16 protein-coding genes are annotated in these 18,502 nt (G+C 44.7%); 11 read left to right on the forward strand and 5 right to left on the reverse strand.

What is annotated here, in order from left to right:
- The first annotated feature begins 175 nt into the window (after window positions 1-175).
- Window positions 176-577, forward strand: a complete 402-nt coding sequence (locus PLE34_RS01210) for a DoxX-related protein (protein WP_324553315.1) — start codon at window positions 176-178, stop codon at window positions 575-577.
- A gap of 93 nt (window positions 578-670) precedes the next feature.
- On the opposite strand, the gene PLE34_RS01215 is transcribed toward PLE34_RS01210, so the two are convergent.
- The 3 genes from PLE34_RS01215 to nadB form a co-directional block, all read right to left on the reverse strand.
- Complete coding sequence (locus tag PLE34_RS01215) at window positions 671-3,301, reverse strand: zinc-dependent metalloprotease (protein WP_324553317.1); 2,631 nt, start codon at window positions 3,299-3,301, stop codon at window positions 671-673.
- Between the two features lie 157 nt (window positions 3,302-3,458).
- The gene (locus tag PLE34_RS01220) at window positions 3,459-4,367 is read right to left on the reverse strand and encodes a lysophospholipid acyltransferase family protein (RefSeq protein WP_324553320.1); all 909 of its coding nucleotides are present in this window, start codon (window positions 4,365-4,367) and stop codon (window positions 3,459-3,461) included.
- A 305-nt stretch (window positions 4,368-4,672) separates the two neighbouring features.
- Window positions 4,673-6,292, reverse strand: coding sequence for an L-aspartate oxidase (gene nadB, locus PLE34_RS01225; protein ID WP_324553323.1), 1,620 nt, complete (start codon window positions 6,290-6,292; stop codon window positions 4,673-4,675).
- Between the two features lie 441 nt (window positions 6,293-6,733).
- Here nadB and hemA point away from each other — a divergent pair, with 441 nt between their 5' ends.
- The 9 genes from hemA to rsgA all read left to right on the forward strand — a co-directional run bounded on the left by hemA (window position 6,734) and on the right by rsgA (window position 16,864).
- Window positions 6,734-7,972 carry a glutamyl-tRNA reductase gene (hemA, locus tag PLE34_RS01230; protein ID WP_324553326.1) on the forward strand — a complete coding sequence of 413 codons (1,239 nt, stop codon included), beginning with the start codon at window positions 6,734-6,736 and terminating at the stop codon, window positions 7,970-7,972.
- Between the two features lie 59 nt (window positions 7,973-8,031).
- Window positions 8,032-9,009 carry a hydroxymethylbilane synthase gene (locus PLE34_RS01235; RefSeq protein WP_324553329.1) on the forward strand — a complete coding sequence of 326 codons (978 nt, stop codon included), beginning with the start codon at window positions 8,032-8,034 and terminating at the stop codon, window positions 9,007-9,009.
- On the forward strand, window positions 8,996-9,694 hold the full coding sequence (locus PLE34_RS01240; protein ID WP_324553332.1) for a uroporphyrinogen-III synthase: 699 nt from the start codon (window positions 8,996-8,998) through the stop codon (window positions 9,692-9,694). Before PLE34_RS01235 ends, PLE34_RS01240 begins: the two co-directional genes overlap by 14 nt.
- 2 nt (window positions 9,695-9,696) lie before the next feature.
- Window positions 9,697-10,731 (forward strand): uroporphyrinogen decarboxylase, encoded by a 1,035-nt coding sequence (hemE, locus tag PLE34_RS01245; RefSeq protein ID WP_324553335.1) that lies wholly within the window; start codon window positions 9,697-9,699, stop codon window positions 10,729-10,731.
- Between the two features lie 51 nt (window positions 10,732-10,782).
- Window positions 10,783-11,748 carry an oxygen-dependent coproporphyrinogen oxidase gene (gene hemF / locus PLE34_RS01250; protein ID WP_324553338.1) on the forward strand — a complete coding sequence of 322 codons (966 nt, stop codon included), beginning with the start codon at window positions 10,783-10,785 and terminating at the stop codon, window positions 11,746-11,748.
- Window positions 11,749-12,219: 471 nt separating this feature from the next.
- Window positions 12,220-13,194: a porphobilinogen synthase gene (hemB, locus tag PLE34_RS01255; protein ID WP_324553341.1), complete on the forward strand. Its 975-nt coding sequence runs from the start codon at window positions 12,220-12,222 to the stop codon at window positions 13,192-13,194.
- Window positions 13,195-13,426: 232 nt separating this feature from the next.
- A complete protein-coding gene (hemL, locus tag PLE34_RS01260) occupies window positions 13,427-14,701 on the forward strand; it encodes a glutamate-1-semialdehyde 2,1-aminomutase (RefSeq protein WP_324553344.1) in 1,275 nt (424 codons plus the stop codon).
- 69 nt (window positions 14,702-14,770) lie between these two features.
- A complete protein-coding gene (gene hemH / locus PLE34_RS01265; protein WP_324553347.1) occupies window positions 14,771-15,826 on the forward strand; it encodes a ferrochelatase in 1,056 nt (351 codons plus the stop codon).
- A 111-nt stretch (window positions 15,827-15,937) separates the two neighbouring features.
- Window positions 15,938-16,864, forward strand: a complete 927-nt coding sequence (gene rsgA, locus PLE34_RS01270; protein WP_324553350.1) for a ribosome small subunit-dependent GTPase A — start codon at window positions 15,938-15,940, stop codon at window positions 16,862-16,864.
- Here the strand turns inward: rsgA and PLE34_RS01275 are convergent.
- Together PLE34_RS01275 and PLE34_RS01280 are read right to left on the reverse strand one after the other, a co-directional pair.
- Window positions 16,861-17,163, reverse strand: coding sequence for a DUF3630 family protein (locus tag PLE34_RS01275; protein WP_324553353.1), 303 nt, complete (start codon window positions 17,161-17,163; stop codon window positions 16,861-16,863). The two genes, rsgA and PLE34_RS01275, sit on opposite strands and share 4 nt — an antisense overlap.
- A gap of 22 nt (window positions 17,164-17,185) precedes the next feature.
- Window positions 17,186-17,347 carry a hypothetical protein gene (locus PLE34_RS01280; RefSeq protein WP_324553356.1) on the reverse strand — a complete coding sequence of 54 codons (162 nt, stop codon included), beginning with the start codon at window positions 17,345-17,347 and terminating at the stop codon, window positions 17,186-17,188.
- A 413-nt stretch (window positions 17,348-17,760) separates the two neighbouring features.
- Here PLE34_RS01280 and PLE34_RS01285 point away from each other — a divergent pair, with 413 nt between their 5' ends.
- On the forward strand, window positions 17,761-18,480 hold the full coding sequence (locus PLE34_RS01285) for an HAD-IIB family hydrolase (protein ID WP_324553359.1): 720 nt from the start codon (window positions 17,761-17,763) through the stop codon (window positions 18,478-18,480).
- Window positions 18,481-18,502 lie beyond the last annotated feature (22 nt).

Below are 18,502 nucleotides of genomic sequence, written 5' to 3' on the forward strand. Positions count from 1 at the left end.
TGAGATGCCATATCTATCGCATATTTTTTTCCGTGAATACTCCAAACTATCTGTAACAATATAAAATATGCATACCAAACAAAAACGGCTATACGCAGTTTGCTATTCCTGTGCAAAATATAATCTGCCATTCTAAAAGAAATGAACTAACTTAATACCACTAAAAGTTCTTTTTATGATACACCTAACGATTTCCCGCATAGCCATATGGCTCCTGGCCGTTGTTATGATTATCTTCGGTATTATGCATTTTACCCATCCGAATGAGATGCTCAACTATGTGCCGCTGTATCTTCCAAGAGGAATAGTATGGGTTTATGTGGTTGGCATTGCTTTTATTCTTGCTGCCATGGCTTTTATAACCAACCGCTTTGTATCGCTTGCGGGGTACCTCCTTGCCGCGTTGTTAATTGCATTTGTGCTGCTAATTCATATTCCCAATCATTTAAATTCAGGTGATCCTACGATGCGGCAGTTAGCGCTTGTGAACGCACTGAAAGATACTGCCATGGCAGGGTTTGCAATGTACATCGCCAGTATTGCAAAACACCAGCGGTTAACCGAATCTGATAAGTAATACCGCGGTCTTTATGATCCCCCCGTTTTTACCCTGTTTAAAAAAGGAGGAAAATGCATTTCATTTTCCCCCCTGAATTGTGCCTGCTACAGTCTATTTTACCGATAAGGCCTGATCAATAATAAAATTAAGGTTGGTGCGGTGTGCCCGGGTTTGTTCGTTGGCGGATACTGCCGTAGCCAGCATGGCTTTTACTTTTTTGAGTGAAGCCAATGCCGCTGCTTTGGAAGCGTTATCATACGTGTTGGGCAACGGACTTGCCGCAATGGCCGCCAGAGCCTTTACATACTCCGTTTGCAGGTTTATCCTGTAAAGATTTACATTGGTCTTAAGATCGTCTGCAAAGAAATACCTGTTCAAATCGGATGTAAGATTAGCGGTGCTGTACGTATTACCATACAACCCGCTGTTATTGATACGCTGTAAAGTAACCGGGTGCAGCAATTGCGCTAACACCGATAGCTGAATGCCCTGAACGGTTGACTGGGGTTTATAATCCTCCGTAGAACTAAAGAAGTTGAAGCCTCTGCGTTGCAGCTGCAGGTAAGGAAACAATGCCGCATCGGCATTAAAAACGTTGGGAGAGAAAATATATTTGTTCAGCAGCGCAAGCGCTTTCTTTTGTGTTGCGGGAGGAACAGGGGTAAACGGTTTAGCGGTGGTATTTTGGCCTGCAAAGCTCCTGTCTACATATACCCCGCCAATATAGCGGCTTACTGCGCTGGCCATCTGGGCCCGCTGGCTCTGCAGCATCAGGTAGCGCTGGCGCAGTTGCTGGTAGCTTTGGCCGGGCTTGCTGTACCGTTCTTTTAATTTGGGCATCATTATATTCACCAGCTTAAAACGGTCTTCGGCATAAGCCATCATATCATTGCTCATATCGCTTATCATTACTCTTGGGTCTATCCCTCTTCCCGGCGAACGCATATCATCGGCATCATTACCGAAAGCAAGCTGCGGATCGGTGCTGCGGCTGAGTATTTTATTCAGCGCCGCTTCCTCTTCGCCGGCAGCAAAAGGCGTGTAGCCATATTCGATAGCCCATAAATCATACGGACCGGCTTTTGTTGTATAGTAATTGCCCTGCTTACTGCGGTTGAGGCTTACATTAATGGAAGGATAATCCATTACGGAACCGATCATCCCTATTTTATCCGTAATGCTTTTATCGTTTACCTGCGCGGGGCTAAGCATCTGGCTGGCCTTCATGTTATGATTCAGTCCGAGGGTATGCCCCATTTCATGCATAATAAGATAAATAAGAAATTCCTTATGCATTTCCTTTACTTCTTCCGGCCTGTTATCCAGCGCTTCTAATACAGTTAGGCCGGTTATATACTGCGCCTGTAACTCCCGGGCTATATTACAATACTGCAGATGCTGTTTATCAAAGCTTACATGTGGCTCATCACCGGCGTCAGTCCAGGGTAGTTGAACGGCAGGTAGTCCTGTGCCATTACTACCATTGAACAGGTCGTCATAATTAACGGTACCCGCGCCGCTTCTCCATTCTACCGTAATGTCTGCCCCCAGGATCTGGCCGGTACGCGGGTTAAAAAAGCTGGGGCCAATGGCGCCATAGCTGGGGTAAGGGCTGCTCACCCAGCGGATAACATTATAACGGATGTCTGCCGGATCCCAGGTAGCGGTATCGGGCATAATCTTCATTATAATAGCATTTTTAAAACCCGCCTTTTCAAAAGCTTCATTCCATTTTTCACCGGCTTCTTTAATGATTGCGCGATATTCAACCGGCGTGGTATTTTCTATCCAGTATACCACCGGTTCCACCGGCTCGCTTAGCGCGGCAGCAGGGTCTTTTTTTACGAGGTACCAGCGGCTTATAAAATCTTTATATGGCGTAGCCGATGTAGAAGTAAGGTCCTGCACCTCCGCTCCAAAATAACCTACTCTGGGGTCATCGCGGCGCGGGCGGTAATCATTTTCCGGCATGGCAAGAAAAGAATGCTGCATCCTTACCCGGTTATAGCGCGCATCCGTTACATCATCTCCTCCCCGGTTAAAAGGTGCAGGATTATCGTAAGCGAGGTCTACCAACACATCGGTATTGTCCGGATAAGATCTTATCTGGTGGTATTTCGATTTGGCAGCATTGAGCATGCCCAGGTTAAAGACCGCGGCAGGTGGTACCCCTGGCGGTACCGTGGGCTTTACCGGGTCTAATTTATCGCTGATAAATAAACCGTCGGCGGCAATCAGGTAGCCTGTAGAATCTTCGGCCACTACCTTCTCTGAAAAAAAGATTGCCGGCGGGGCATCTACATTCGCAGCTTTACTTACCGCATTGAGCGGATCGTAATAAAAATTGGTATTCTGCTGTGCGAATTCCAGCTTGTCGAATGGTTTGGCGATACTGAAAACAAAGGTTGTCCTTATCATATTCTGGTTCAGGTAAAGCCTTGTTGGCCCGCCCATAGAAAAACTCTGGTAGATATATTCTTTTCCCAATTGATCCTTCTTTATATACAACTGTATGCTACCCGTAGCGGTATCCTGGTATATGGTAAAAAGACCGTCTGTTTTTTTACTCGATTTTATTTTTTCTGTAATAGCAGGCTTCGGGGGTTTGGGAGGTGCTTTTTTTGTTGTATCCACTACAGCGGCAGGAGCGGAAGTATCTTTTTTCTTTTGTTTTTTTTGAGCCAGCACCGTAAAGCTGATGAAGCAGCAGCTTAAGGCAAGCAGGAAAGCTTTTCTATACATAAACCGGTATTTTTTACCAAGATAGAGCGTTTGGCTTTTATACCGGTAATATTTTTTTAGGAGGCTTATTAACGTGTTAACAGAATAAAAAGAATTACAAGTGGAAATAATGCGAAGGCGGTAATGCGCATATGTTGCTTTTGTTTAAATACCCTGTTTATCCGCCGGTATGCTTCACTTTTCCATCTTCAATCTTCCTGCTCTCATACTCCTCTTTCATTTCCCATTTCCAGCGGTTATGACTCCATAAGTATACCTCCGGTTGTTTCCGGATCACTTCTTCGAGATAGCGTACATATTGCAGGGTAAGTTCTCCTTCCTTCATCTCTGCAGGGTGCAGGCTGGCTAATTTCGTTTCAACAAGATAGTATCCTCTTTTAGGCTTGGAGAAGCGGGCAAATACAACAGGTATATCATTAAACCGCGCATTTTTTTCAGGGCCCATAACAAAGGGGGTCCAGCGGTCAAAAAATTTCACCCAATGCGCCCGTGAAGGATCACCCGGATTCTGATCGGCTACCAGTGCCAGCAGGTATTGTTTACTGCGGTAAGGCAACATGGCGTTTTTCATATCCGTTGCAGGCAGCATGATCGTGCCTGTTCTTTCCCTGAAATATTTAAACACCCGGTCAAGCAATTTGCTGCCAATAGGTATATATACGGCAAGGTAAGGGTATAGCAGCTCCTTCGCCACCCTTACATTCACCCATTCCCAGTTAAAATTATGTCCCGCATGCACCTGGCAGCTTTTACCCGTGCGGTACAGCTCATTTAAAACGGATGGATCGAATTGTATCCTTTTGCGGAGATTTTTTTCAGATATGGAAAGCAGCTTGATGGCTTCCAGAAAAGTATCGGTAAAGTTCCTGTAAAACTTTCTGATGAGCGCCATTTTTTCCTTATCCGTTTTTTCGGGGAAGGCAATAGAAAGATTTTTCATCAGCACCTTCCTGCGGTAGCCTATCACATAGTGCAGCAAAAAGCTGATAAAGTCGGATATGCGGTATATAACCCACAACGGCAGAAAAGAAAACAGATACAGTAAACCAAGTATAAGATAATACATGAGCGCAAAGATAGACAGGATTTGAAATTACCAGCGATCAGCTTTCAGCCGTGAGCTATCCGTGAGTTATTGCTGATTTCGGATTTGCTGGTTTATCGTTTATTCCTTCGGATTTCAAGCTTAAAGCTTCGGATTTGAATTTTTTTTGTTTCTTGTTATTTTTGTCTTTTGGTGCTTTGTATTCCCTTCGTTTTTCGGATTTAAGGCTTCGGATTTGAGACTTATTTGGTGCTTGTGATTTGGTTCTTGGTTCTTTATATTCACTTCAAATTCCGGGCTTTGTATGTAAACTTCGGACTTCTGATCTACAATACAATATTCTGCACCTGTTCACTCTTATGCGGATAATCGGTATTAAAATGAAGCCCCCGGCTTTCGTGCCTGAACTGGGCCGATTTAACGATGAGGTATCCTACGGTGATCATATTGCGCAACTGGCAAAGCTGTGGCGATACTTCCGTGGTTTTATACAGCTCTTCCGTTTCTTCATGCATCATATCTAACCGGCGCATAGCGCGCTCCAGGCGGGTATTGGTTCTTACAATGCCCACGTAATCGCTCATCAGCAACTGCAGCTCTTTCAAACTCTGGGTAATCAGGATCATCTCTTTAGGAGCAGTGGTTCCTTCGGCCCGCCAGTCGGGTATGGCATCCCGGCGCCAGCTTCCCCATTCCTCCGCCGAAGTGTTCTTTATTTTTTTTACGGCATCCACGTAAGCCCTGTGCGCAAATACCATTGCTTCAAGAAGAGAGTTGCTGGCCAGCCTGTTGGCGCCATGCAGGCCCGTTGAGGCACATTCGCCCGCCGCATATAAATGGCGGATGGAAGTTCTTGCCCATTCATCCGTTTTAATACCCCCGCAACTGTAATGTGCGGCCGGCGCTACGGGAATCATATTTTTAGCCACATCAATACCAATGGATAAGCACTTTTCGTGGATATTGGGAAAGTGATGCAGGAATTTTTCCTGATCCATATGGCGGCAATCCAACCACACATGCTCCGTTCCGGTTCTTTTCATTTCATTGTCTATGGCTCTTGCCACAATATCGCGCGGGGCCAGGTCTTTGCGGGCATCATATCTTTCCATAAAAGCTTCGCCATCACTATTGCGCAGTATACCTCCATCGCCCCGTACGGCTTCTGTTATCAGAAAAGCCTGTCCCTTTACACCCGGTTCGTATAAGGCAGTAGGATGAAACTGAATAAACTCCATATTTTCAATCCGGCCTTTGGCCCTGTAGGCCATCGCTACTCCGTCGCCGGTGGCAATAACGGGGTTGGTAGTAGTACGGTACACCTGCCCGTTACCTCCTGTAGCCAGCAGGGTAATACCTGCTCTTACTTTTTCAATTTTTTTTGTACGGAGGTTCAATGCATACACGCCGAAGCACTCGATATCGGGGGTAGACTTGGTAACCAGATAACCTAAGTGATGCTGTGTAATAATATCTACTACAAAGCAGTGGGTGACCACCTCAATATTGGGTTGCGACTTTATTGCGTTTAAGAGCGCCCTTTCCATTTCCCTGCCGGTTACATCTTTATGATGCAGTATACGAAATTCGCTATGGCCGCCTTCCTTACCGAGCGCATAATCGCCATCCTGGTCTTTGTCGAACTTAGCGCCCCAGCTAATGATCTCCCTTATCCTGTCTACACCTTCCCGCACTACGATCTCCACCGTTTTCTCATTACATAAGCCATCGCCGGCAATGAGTGTATCTTCAATATGCTTTTCAAAACTGTCGTTTTCATTATCCCATACACCGGCTATGCCGCCCTGGGCATATTTGGTATTGGTTTCATCGGAAGTGGTTTTGGTGAAAATGATTACTTTTTTATCGGGGCAGTCGTTGGCAACTTTTAACGCATAGGTAAGTCCTGCAATGCCGGAACCTATAACAAGAAAATCGGTGTGCATGGTTATTGATGAATATTTAATGCAAGGTAAGATGGACAAATTGAAAATGAGGAAAAGGTCCGTATTTGAAATTTAATATCTGAAATTTGAGATGGAACCGGTACTGATTTCTGATGTTTTCTTCGTATTTCAGGGTTTGAAGTTTATCCGCCCCGGCGGACAGGCCTGCCTGCCGATAGGCAAGTTTGTTTCTTGTGCTTTGTATTCCCTCGGATTTCGAAATTTAATATTTGGATTTGAGACTTGTTTGGTTCTTGTGATTTGTCTTTTTGTGCTTTGTATTTCGTATTTCCCGGCTTCGGATTTAATTTCCCACCCACAACCTATCCCTGATTTTAATCAGTTCAATAAATGATTTTGAGCAGTTTACGCAGAGATGACGATTTTATGACAATGTGCTGACGGTAAGATGGCAGTTGTCTGCTACATTTGCACCTGTTTATGTTACACCCTGACACATACGATGTTTGTAGCGGATTAGACCATTTTGTTATTATTGGTGTTAATTATCATAACGCCGATACCTCCACCCGCAGCAGCTTTGCAGTATCTGATGCCGCTTACGGCAGGATCACTGAACAGGCTATACAAAAGGGAATTACAGATATTTTTGTGCTCTCTACCTGCAACAGAACCGAGGTATACGGCATTGCCGGCGCCGGCGCGTTAACAGACCTGCTGTGTGAAGCCACAGGCAATACGGTTCAGGGGTTTAAGCAACACGGATATGTGCATCATGGAATCAATGCCGTAATGCACCTCTTTAAAGTAGCCGCAGGGTTAGATTCCCAGATCCTCGGGGATTATGAAATTTTGATGCAATTAAAAAAAGCAACAAAATACGCAAAAGAAAAGGGTTTACTCGGTACTTTATTAGACAGGCTTGTAAACTTCTCGCTTCAGGCTTCCAAAAGGATCAAATCGGAAACCCGCCTCAGTACCGGAACCGTTTCCGTGGCCTACGCCGCCATTGAAGTAATACGCGAAAAAGTAAAGGATATTGAACATAAAAATATTTTACTGGTTGGGGCAGGCAAGTTTGGCTGTAACGTGGCTAAAAATATCAATGAATACTTTCCGGGCGCTACGGTACGCATTACAAACCGTACACATCAGAAAGCGGTAGCATTTGCACAGCAATACCAACTGGAATGCGTTCCCTATGAGCAGCTTGGCATTATTGCAAATGAAAGTGATGTGCTGATTGCCAGCACTACTGCCGAAGATTTTACTATTCTTCCCGGGTTCTTTCCTGTACAAAAGCCCAGGCTGCTGTTAGACCTTTCTGTACCCAAAAGCATTGATCCCGATGTAGAATCATTGCCGGGTACCACGCTAATGGATGTAGATGAAATATCCGCTATCCTCCATAACACTTTCGCTATGCGGAAGGCGGAAGTGCCTAAAGCATTGGCCATCATTCAGGAAACCCTGGGCGAGTTTGTGGAATGGCATAAAATATTTTTACACCGTCATTTTTTGGGTGAGGTAAAATCCAAATTGTATGAATTAAGCGAAACACGTGCCTGTATAATGCCGGATAGCAACGAAAAAGAGGTTACAGATGCAAGAATACAGAAAGCCGTGAAGACGCTTGCCGTGGACCTTCGTACACATACCGCAAAAGGCTGCCAATACATCAGCACGATCAATAAGTATCTGCAAATGGATCCTTCATAAAGAGAGGAGATAGCAACCCCTCATGTTTCTGAAAATTTCCGTTTAAGTATAACCCGTTCATGAAGCATATAGTAAAAATTGGCACACGTGATAGTGCGTTAGCCGTTTGGCAGGCAAAAAAGGTTCAAACGCTTTTGGCAGAGCAGGATGTGGCCTCAACCTTAGTATATATAAAAAGCGAGGGCGACATCAATCTTACCGTACCGCTGTACGAAATAGGCGTGCAGGGCATTTTCACCAAAGCCCTTGATGTGGCATTGCTTCAAAAAAATATTGACGTTGCCGTACATTCCTATAAAGATGTACCTACGCAACTGGCAAAAGGAATAGTGAAGGCGGCCGTACTCAAACGCGATTCGTACAAAGATGTTTTAATATATAAAGCCGGAACACCACTATTAGAAGAATCACTTGGGTTTGCCGGTGGAAAATGGCTTCAGAAAAACAGTGATGTAGCAGGAGAAATAACCAGCTTCACCATTGCTACCAGCAGCATACGGCGCAGGGCACAATGGCTGCACCGCTACCCGCATCATACTATAGACAATTTACGCGGAAACATTAACAGCAGGCTCAGAAAGCTGGAGGAAAGCAACTGGCAGGGAGCCATTTTTGCCGCTGCCGGGCTGGATCGCATTAACCTGCGTCCACCAGCAAGCATCGAATTAGACTGGATGCTGCCTGCCCCGGCGCAGGGGGCCGTGGTGGCTGTTTGCCGTGCCGAAGACCAATGGCTTAGAGATATTTTTATATCCTTAAATGATATGCATACGGATATATGCACCGGGGCCGAGCGCGATTTTTTACGTGCCTTATCCGGCGGCTGTTCTACACCCATAAGCGCATTGGCACAAATTGATGATGGCTTTCTTCACTTTAAAGGAAGCATTACTTCGGTTAACGGGAAAGAAACAATAGAAACGGAAAGAAAAACGGAGCTGAATAAAATGGAAGACACCGGTAAAGAAGCCGCCCTGGAAATTTTAGCTAATGGCGGAGATAAAATAATTGAATCTATCCGGAATGGCGGAAAATAAAATTGAAATATTATCAACGCGGGAGCTAAACACTGCATTGCTGCAAAAGGCAGCCTTGCAAAATATAAATGTGGAGGCCAACGCTTTTATAAAAATTATACCGGAAGTTTCGCAGGAAACAAGGGCGTTAATTCAATCACTGGCCCAGCAGCAGCTCACCGTTATCTTTACAAGTGTTAATGCGGTTAATGTCATCACCACACAACTAACCGTTGTTCCTGCATGGAAAATTTTTTGTATAGGCGGCGCTACTAAAAACGCTTTACTCCGTTTTTTCAACGCCTCCTCCATTATAGCCTCTGCAAAAAATGCCATCCTGCTTTCCGAAAAAATAATGGCATATGGAAATGTAAAAGAAGTGGTATTCATTTGCGGAAACAGCCGGATGGATCATTTACCCGACAGGCTCGGCGCTGCGGGCATAAAGGTAAACGAGCTGGTGGTGTACCAAACGGTAAGCACGCCAATAGCCACTGTAAAGGATTATGGAGGTATATTGTTTTTTAGTCCCAGCGCCGTGCATAGTTTTTTTTCCATCAATACCCTCCCTGTGCACACGGTATTGTTTTCCATTGGTGAATCTACTACTGCAGCAATAGCCGCCTACTGCAGCAATAAAGTGGTCACCAGCTCATGGCCAGCGGAAACAGACATGCTGGACATGGTTACAGCTTATTTTAAATGATTATGAAGAACGATTTATTATTAAAAGCACTCAGCGGTAAACCTGTAGAACGCCCGCCGGTTTGGATGATGCGGCAGGCAGGCCGTTATTTACCCCAGTACATGAAGCTGCGGGAAAAATATGGTTTTTTTGAGCGTTGCCAAACCCCTGAGCTGGCATGCGAAATTACTTTGCAGCCCGTAGATATCATTGGCGTGGATGCGGCTATCCTTTTTTCTGATATACTGGTAGTGCCGCAGGCTATGGGGCTTGAAGTGCAGTTGATAGAAAGTAAGGGGCCCTTTCTGCCAAACCCCGTAAAGACCGCTTCCGATTTACACCGGGTATGTATACCCGATGTGCACGAAAAGCTGCAATATGTGTTTGATGCCATACAACTGATTAAAAAAGAATTGAACAGCCGTGTGCCGCTTATCGGCTTTGCAGGAGCGCCCTGGACCCTATTATGCTATATGGTACAGGGTAAAGGCAGTAAAACCTTTGACGAGGCCAAAGCTTTTTGTTATACCCAGCCCCGGGTGGCACATCAACTGCTGCAAATGATCACCGACACTACCATTGCTTACCTCGAAGCGCAGGTGGAAGCCGGGGCGGATGTGATCCAGGTATTCGACAGTTGGGGCGGGCTGCTAAGTCCTGCTGATTTCGAAACCATTTCCTTACAATACATCCGGCAGATCGTAACCGCGTTAAAAGACAAAGTACCGGTTATTGTTTTTGCCAAGGGAGCATGGCATTCTTTGGATGCTATGGCAGAAACGGGCGCACAGGCACTGGGCATTGACTGGTGCATTACCCCGCAAATGGCCCGGAGCTTAGCGGGAGATAAAGTAACTTTACAGGGTAATTTCGATCCCGCAAAACTATTGTCACCCATCCCTGTTATTAAAAAAGAAGTGGAAGCAATGCTTGCCGCTTTTGGCGGGGAAAGATATATCGCAAATCTCGGGCATGGTATTTTACCCAATATACCCGTTGATCATGCCCGCGCATTTGTAGATACGGTTAAGGGATGGAGCAACGGGAGGGCGCAATAAAACGCATTTTAATGAAAACCTGAATGGGCTGTATTAAATAAACGAAAAGAAATGAAAACCCATAATCTGTCGGGCATTGACGAATCATTCACCATTCACCATTCACAACTCACTACTAACAGTTGGATCAGTTATATACATGATCTTCAAAACCATATTTGCCATGCAGTAGAGCAGGAAGATGGGGAAGCCGGGTTTGTGGAAGATAACTGGGACCGGGACGAAGGAGGAGGAGGAAGAACCAGAGTGATATCGAATGGAAAGGTATTTGAAAAGGCAGGTGTAAATACATCGGTTGTGCACGGCAAAGTAAATGACGCCATGCGAAACCAGTTGAAGATCAATGGCGATAGCTGGTTTGCCTGCGGGCTTAGTATTGTTATACACCCGCTTAACCCTTTTGTGCCTACGGTACACGCTAACTGGCGCTACTTTGAGCTATACGATACGGCAGGAAAGATAACAGACCGGTGGCTTGGCGGAGGCGCCGACCTTACCCCTTATTATTTGTTTGAGGAAGACGCGCGACACTTTCATCAAACCCTTCGCGATGCCATGCAGCCCTTTGGGGAAGCGCTATATCCAAAGTTTAAGCGGCAATGCGATACCTATTTCTCTAATACCCACCGCGGTAATGAAATGCGGGGGATCGGCGGCGTGTTTTATGATTATCTCCGCCCGCTGAATGATGAAGACGCTAACCGGTTATTCGCCTTTCAGCAGGCTAACGGCAATTGCTTTATTAATGCCTACCTGCCGGTTGTTGCTAAAAGAAAAAACACGGAATGGAACGAAAAGCATAAGCACTGGCAGGAGATCCGCAGGGGACGTTATGTTGAGTTTAACCTCATACACGACAGGGGCACCCTGTTCGGTTTAAAAACCAATGGAAGAACCGAGAGCATACTCATGAGCCTGCCACCCACTGTACGATTTGAATATAATTATCAGCCCGAAGCAGGGAGTGAAGAAGATAAACTGCTGCAGGTTTGTTTGCATCCGCAGGAGTGGGTGTGAGGGTAAAATTAAGCCCGAAGCCGGAATTTCGAAATCCGAGGGAATACAAAGCATCAAGAAACAAATAACAAGAAACAAATAAAATTCAAATATTAAATTCAAAGCAGAATACAATTTCAATGCTCAAAAAAAATAGCTATAATACGGACTACTGAAAAATGAGAAAGCAGCAGCGAAATGAAGTAGAAATCACAGTAGCAGAAAAGCACTATCAAGGCTCCTTCCCGAAAACGGGCAGTAATCGTTTTCGGGCGGCTTTTTTGGTTACTTTTTTTCCGCAAAAAAAGTGACAAACAGTAAAAGACAATTTAACTCCGAGGCTGGAATTTCGAAATCCGAGGGAATACAAAGCATCAAGAAACAAATCACAAGAAACAAATAAAATTCAAATATTAAATCCGAAGCCTTAAATCCGAAAAACGAAGCCAAATGCAACGATAAACTACAAACAACAAATATCAAACTGATACCATGTACTTACAACGCAGAAACCGTATACTTCGCAGCAATGCAGCCATTCGCAGCATGGTAGCCGAAACGGTATTAACGCCCAATGATTTTATTGCGCCCCTTTTTATTGATGAAGGTAGGGATATCGCTTACGAAATTCCTTCCATGCCCGGATATTACCGTTATTCGGTTGACAATACGGTTAAAGAAGTAAAAACACTGTGGAGCATGGGCATTAAAAGCGTTTTGCTTTTCATAAAATGCAAAGACGAATGGAAAGACAATACGGGCAAAGAAGCATGGAACGAAAACGGGCTGATGCAACGCAGCATTAAAGCCATTAAAGATGCGGTGCCGGAAATGATCGTAATGACGGATGTGGCACTGGATCCTTATTCTGAATACGGCCATGACGGCATCGTAAAAAACAGAAAGATATTAAATGATGAAACGGTTGAAGCCCTTGTAAAAATGAGCCTGAGCCATGCCCTGGCAGGCGCCGATTTTGTTGCGCCCAGCGATATGATGGATGGCCGCATTGGCGCCATCCGGAAAGCGCTGGAAGAAAATCGTTTTACCCATACCGGCATTATGTCGTATAGCGCTAAATACGCTTCCTGCTTTTACGGGCCGTTTCGCGATGCATTGGATAGTGCACCCGGCTTTGGTGATAAAAAAACCTACCAGATGAATTATGCCAACCGCATAGAAGCCGTGAATGAAACACTGAGGGATATTGATGAGGGCGCCGATATTGTAATGGTAAAACCGGCTATGGCTTATCTTGATATTATAAGAGAAATAAAAAATACCGTTACCGTTCCAGTAAGCGCGTATCATGTAAGCGGGGAATACGCCATGATAAAAGCCGCGGCAAAAATGGGCTGGCTCGATGAGTCAAAAGCCATTATAGAAAGCCTTACTGCTATCAAACGCGCTGGTGCTGATCTTATAGCTACTTATTTTGCAAAAGATGCGGCGGGGATGTTGACCTGAGGAAGGTGAATGGTGAATGAGGCAATGGTGAATGAATAGACAGCATATGAGATGTAAGTGTAAAACAATTATTTTGCAGCCAGTGATTTAAACTATTTGAATAATATTGACATGAAAAATATAGAAGAAAAGATGGTCAGCACCTTTAAATTATTGACGGGGTTAATACTATCTTGTTCAAAGCATTAATATAGGCATCGCCCAATCACTATTCACCATTCACTTATTCACCATGAATTACCAATCCAGCAAAGCCTTATTTGAACGTGCCCAGCATTCCATCCCCGGCGGCGTAAACTCTCCCGTACGGGCATTCAAAAGCGTTGGAGGCACCCCGGTATTTATTGAAAGAGCCAAAGGAGCTTATTTATACGATGTTGACGGGAATCAGTATATTGATTTCATCAACTCCTGGGGTCCAATGATCTTAGGTCATGCCTATGAACCGGTTATCAAAGCTATTCGCGATAAGGCTGGCTCATCTACCTCCTTTGGCGCGCCTACCGAACTGGAAATTGAAATAGCCGAGCTCATCAAAAGCATGGCGCCTAATGTTGACCTGATCAGAATGGTAAGCAGCGGCACCGAAGCCTGCATGAGCGCTATACGGCTGGCAAGAGGCTATACCGGCAAAAATAAGCTCATCAAATTTGAAGGTTGTTATCACGGCCACGCAGATTGCTTTTTGGTGAAAGCAGGAAGCGGTGTGGCCACCTTTAATATACAAAAAGTGCCGGGGGTAACACCAGGCGTTGCCGCCGATACCTTAACCTGCGCTTATAATGATATAGCTGCCGTTGAGAACTTAGTAGCGGAAAACAGGAATGAAATTGCCGCTATTATTATTGAACCCGTAGCCGGTAACATGGGCTGTATTTTGCCTGGAGAAGGATTCCTGGAAACGCTCCGGAAAATTTGCGACAGGGAAAATATATTACTGATCTTTGATGAAGTAATGACCGGGTTCAGACTGGCCAAGGGAGGCGCACAGGAAAAGCTGAAGGTGAATGCCGATATTATTACTTATGGAAAAATTATCGGCGCCGGCATGCCGGTAGGTGCTTTTGCGGGCAGAAAGGAGATCATGAATCATATAGCGCCGGTAGGGAGCGTATACCAGGCCGGTACCTTAAGTGGCAACCCTTTGGCAATGATTGCTGGATACACGCTGCTTCGGGGGTTAAATGCCAACCCGGTAATATATGATGAGCTGGAAACCAAGGGCGCCTATCTTGAAAAAGGATTGAGTGAGGTATTCAGGGCCGGGCCGCATCCTTTCCGGATCAACCGTTTGGGAAGCATGATCAGTGTGCATTTCAGCGACCACGATATTACAGATTTCACCTCGGCATCGGAAGCAGATATTGAAGTTTTCAATAAGTTTTTTCATCATATGTTGAATTCCGGCGTATATTTGCCTCCTTCTGCTTTTGAAACCTGGTTTATAAGTAATGCCATTACCTATCAAGACCTGGACCGTACCATTGATGCGGCGTCCCGTTTTTGATCCATCATATCAATAAAGGTCACCCTGCGTGACCTTTATCATTTTACTGAAGCAAGTATATCAATTATCATGATAAACACATCTGCCAAACAGGGGATAATATTAATGAATCTCGGCTCGCCCGATTCAACCGAAGTGAAAGATGTTCGCCGTTATTTGATGGAGTTTTTAATGGATGGACGGGTGATTGATTACCCTTACCCGTGGCGGCTGCTGCTGGTAGGCGGTATAATTGTACCCTTTCGCGCTCCAAAATCAGCGGCTGCTTACCGTTCTATATGGACGGAAGGCGGTTCTCCCCTGATTGTAATTACCCAACAATTACAGGAAGCGGTGCAGCAACAAATGGAAGCGCCTGTTGAAATAGCCATGCGGTACGGCAACCCATCCGTTGCCACAGCTTATAATAATTTGATGAAGCGGTTGCCGTCGCTTGAAGAAGTGATCGCTGTTCCGCTCTACCCCCACTTCGCCATGTCATCGTACGAAACAGCGGTAGAACATGCGAAAACCATACACAAAAAAGGAAAATATCCTTTTTCCCTTTCCTTTATCAAACCATTTTACAACGAGCCCAATTATTTACAGGCAATGGAAGAAAGTATCATTCCTTACCTGCAGCAGGATTATGATCACATTTTATTCAGCTATCACGGTGTACCGCAAAGGCATATACATAAATCGGATATTACGGGCAACCATTGTTTAAAAACAGAGAACTGTTGCCAGACCGATTCTCCCGCGCATGCTTTTTGCTACAGGCACCAATGCTTTGAAACCACACGCCTGCTTACCCAAAAGCTTAATATCCCGGAAAGCAGGTACAGCATTTCCTTTCAGTCGCGGCTGGGTAAAGGATGGCTGGAACCTTTTACCGATATACGCCTGGCGGAGCTCCCCAAAGAGGGTAAAAAGAAAATAGCAGTGCTTTGCCCTGCCTTTGTGAGTGATTGTTTGGAAACGCTCGAAGAAATAGCAGTGGAAGGAAAGGAAACCTTCTTACATGCAGGCGGGGAATCTTTCACTTTTATTCCCTGTATTAATACGGATGCCGCATGGGTAAATACAATAACTTCATGGATGAAAGCGTACGCGAAGGGTGAACGCAGCATGATCCTGCAGTAACGCAGAACAATAGCCCTACAGTACAGGAAGCGGCTTAAAACAAAATGGCATTTATAGATACCGCTTCCGGATTTAATAACAACAGCAGAAAGAATTAATTTATTGTATTGCATGAAAGCCCTGGTATACAAATCTACAGGAAGCTGGTACGTAGTGAAAAGCCAGGACGGATCGTTGTACAATGCGAGGATAAAAGGCAGGTTTAAAATGGATGGCATTACATCTACCAACCCCGTTACCGTTGGCGATGAAATAGATATAGTAATAGAAGAAGGCGAGGAGCAAAGCGCTGTTATCACGCATATTTATGACCGGCGTAATTATATTAACCGGCAGTCGCCCGCTCATAAATACCATCATCATATTATCGCGGCCAATATTGACCAAACCTTACTGATCTGTACACTCAGGGATCCGCGCACATCACAGGGATTTATTGACCGTTTTTTGGTTGCCGCTGAAGCCTACCATATACCCGCGGTATTGGTATTCAATAAATCCGATCTGCACCGGGAAAAAGAAATGCGCCAGTTTGAAGAGAGAAAAGCCATGTATGAGGCAATCGGGTATACCGTTATTTTAATGAGTGTAGAAAAGGGTGAAGGGATAAAAGATATACAACAAATTTTACAACATAAAACTTCTTTGATCAGCGGGCATTCGGGCGTGGGAAAGTCTTCATTTATTAACGCGGTAATGCCGGATTTTGCGCTCAAAACACAGGAAGTAAGCGGCTGGAGCGGTAAAGGCCTGCACACTACCACGTTCGCGGAAATGTTTGATCTTCCTTTTGGCGGAAGAATTATTGATACGCCGGGGATCCGTGAATTTGGGCTTGTTGATATTTCAAAGCAGGAGCTTTCGCATTATTTCCCCGAGATGAGGGAAGTTATAACGGATTGCCAGTTTAATAATTGTTTGCATATTAATGAACCGGGCTGTGCTGTTAAGGCAGCGGTAGAAGAAGGGAAAATCAATATAGAGCGTTACCTGAGCTATTATAATATACTCGATTCTATTTCGGAGAAAGGATACTAACTGAGCTGCTGCAAAACCATGGCCAGCTCTTTTATCGCTTCATTGTCTTTTGCAACGGCCCGCCTTAGCCGCACAGGTAAAATAGATACGCCATCATATATGTTATAATGCAGGGTAAGCTTATGTCCGTTGTAATTAAAATCCCAGTAAGACGTATCGAGGTCATCAATTTTGTTGGTAAACTGTACCTGTAGCTTATCGGCAAGTAAACCGGCTACGCCATAAAATTTGTCGAAGCCGCAGTTTTCATCAATTACAGCCTCAGTACAGCCATAATCGTTACGCAGGGTCAGGTTCATAGCTTTATTTTTAGTGGTGAGACTAATTTTTAAAAGACTTTGCCTTAGGCGCCTTTTCCCCGCTCAGTACTCTTTCTGCTCCAACGCTCTTACCATTAGCCGGGCACCCATATTTTGGTGAGCACCCACTTATATACGACACCAGCAAAAAGCCGCATGCTGCACAAATGATCAATTTTTTCATAGCATTATGGTTAAATGTAGCTATTGCTTTCCCTTATATTTTTTATTAATAGGAACGATTAAGGATGATTTTTGGTATGCAGGTATAATAAAAGCCGCCTAAACAGAGTTATGCTGCCGGTTAAAAGCTGCTTAAAAATAATTCCGGGGGTCTAGTATAATGTGTTGCCTTTATCCACGATACACTAATTATCACGAATAATTCGTGCCATTTGTAACATTCTGTACAACAAGAGCCTGCAAGGGTTTAATACGTCACTAATACACGAATGGATGTACCAAAACACATTAAGTATTCATGCATTAGTGGCTGATTCAAGTTGTATTTAGCTGGCACTTTTTTTCAGATAAACGGCATATCATCATTTTATAAGGGATATTTGCCTTGCCACATATAAAAAAAAGGAAAACATAATGTTACTGGCTACTGATTTAGACGGCACATTTTTAGGCGGAGCCCCTGCGCAGCGGGCAGCGCTGTATCGTATAATAAACAGTCATAAAGCGCTTCAGCTTGTTTTTGTTAGCGGCAGGGGACTGGCAACCATTTTACCTCTTTTTGAAGAACCCTTAATGCCGAAGCCGGATTTTATTATTTGTGATGTGGGTGCCACTATTGTAAGTGGCAATTCGCTTGAACCCGTTGAGCCCATTCAATCATTGATTGAAGAAAGATGGCCGGGAAAAAAACAGGTAGCCGAATTACTATCCGGCGTAAAAGGCCTCGTAGCGCAGAACGTTCCGCAGCAACGGCGCTGCTCTTATTTTTATGACGTGCATACGGATGTTGACGATTTAAAGGATAAAGTGGAGCAATTGAATTGCGACCTGGTGTTGTCTGCCGGAAAGTTCGCGGATGTATTACCCAAAGGCATTAATAAAGGATACAGCCTGCAGTTGCTGGCCAAACAATATCATTTTACCATAGAAAACATTCTGGTGGCAGGCGATACCTTCAACGACCTGTCTTTATTTAAAACAGGATACAAAGGGGTTGTAGTGGGCAATGCAGAACCCGGCTTAATGGAAGCAACGGCAGGCTTTCCTGCTATATACCATGCAAAAGAAGAGGGCGCAGGCGGCATACTGGAAGCGATGCAGCATTTCTCTTTATTTAAAAAGCTGGTGATCTGATCCGGGCGTTGATTATTATTTA

The sequence above is a fragment of the Agriterribacter sp. genome (genome assembly GCF_035445465.1).
GTDB lineage: Bacteria > Bacteroidota > Bacteroidia > Chitinophagales > Chitinophagaceae > Agriterribacter.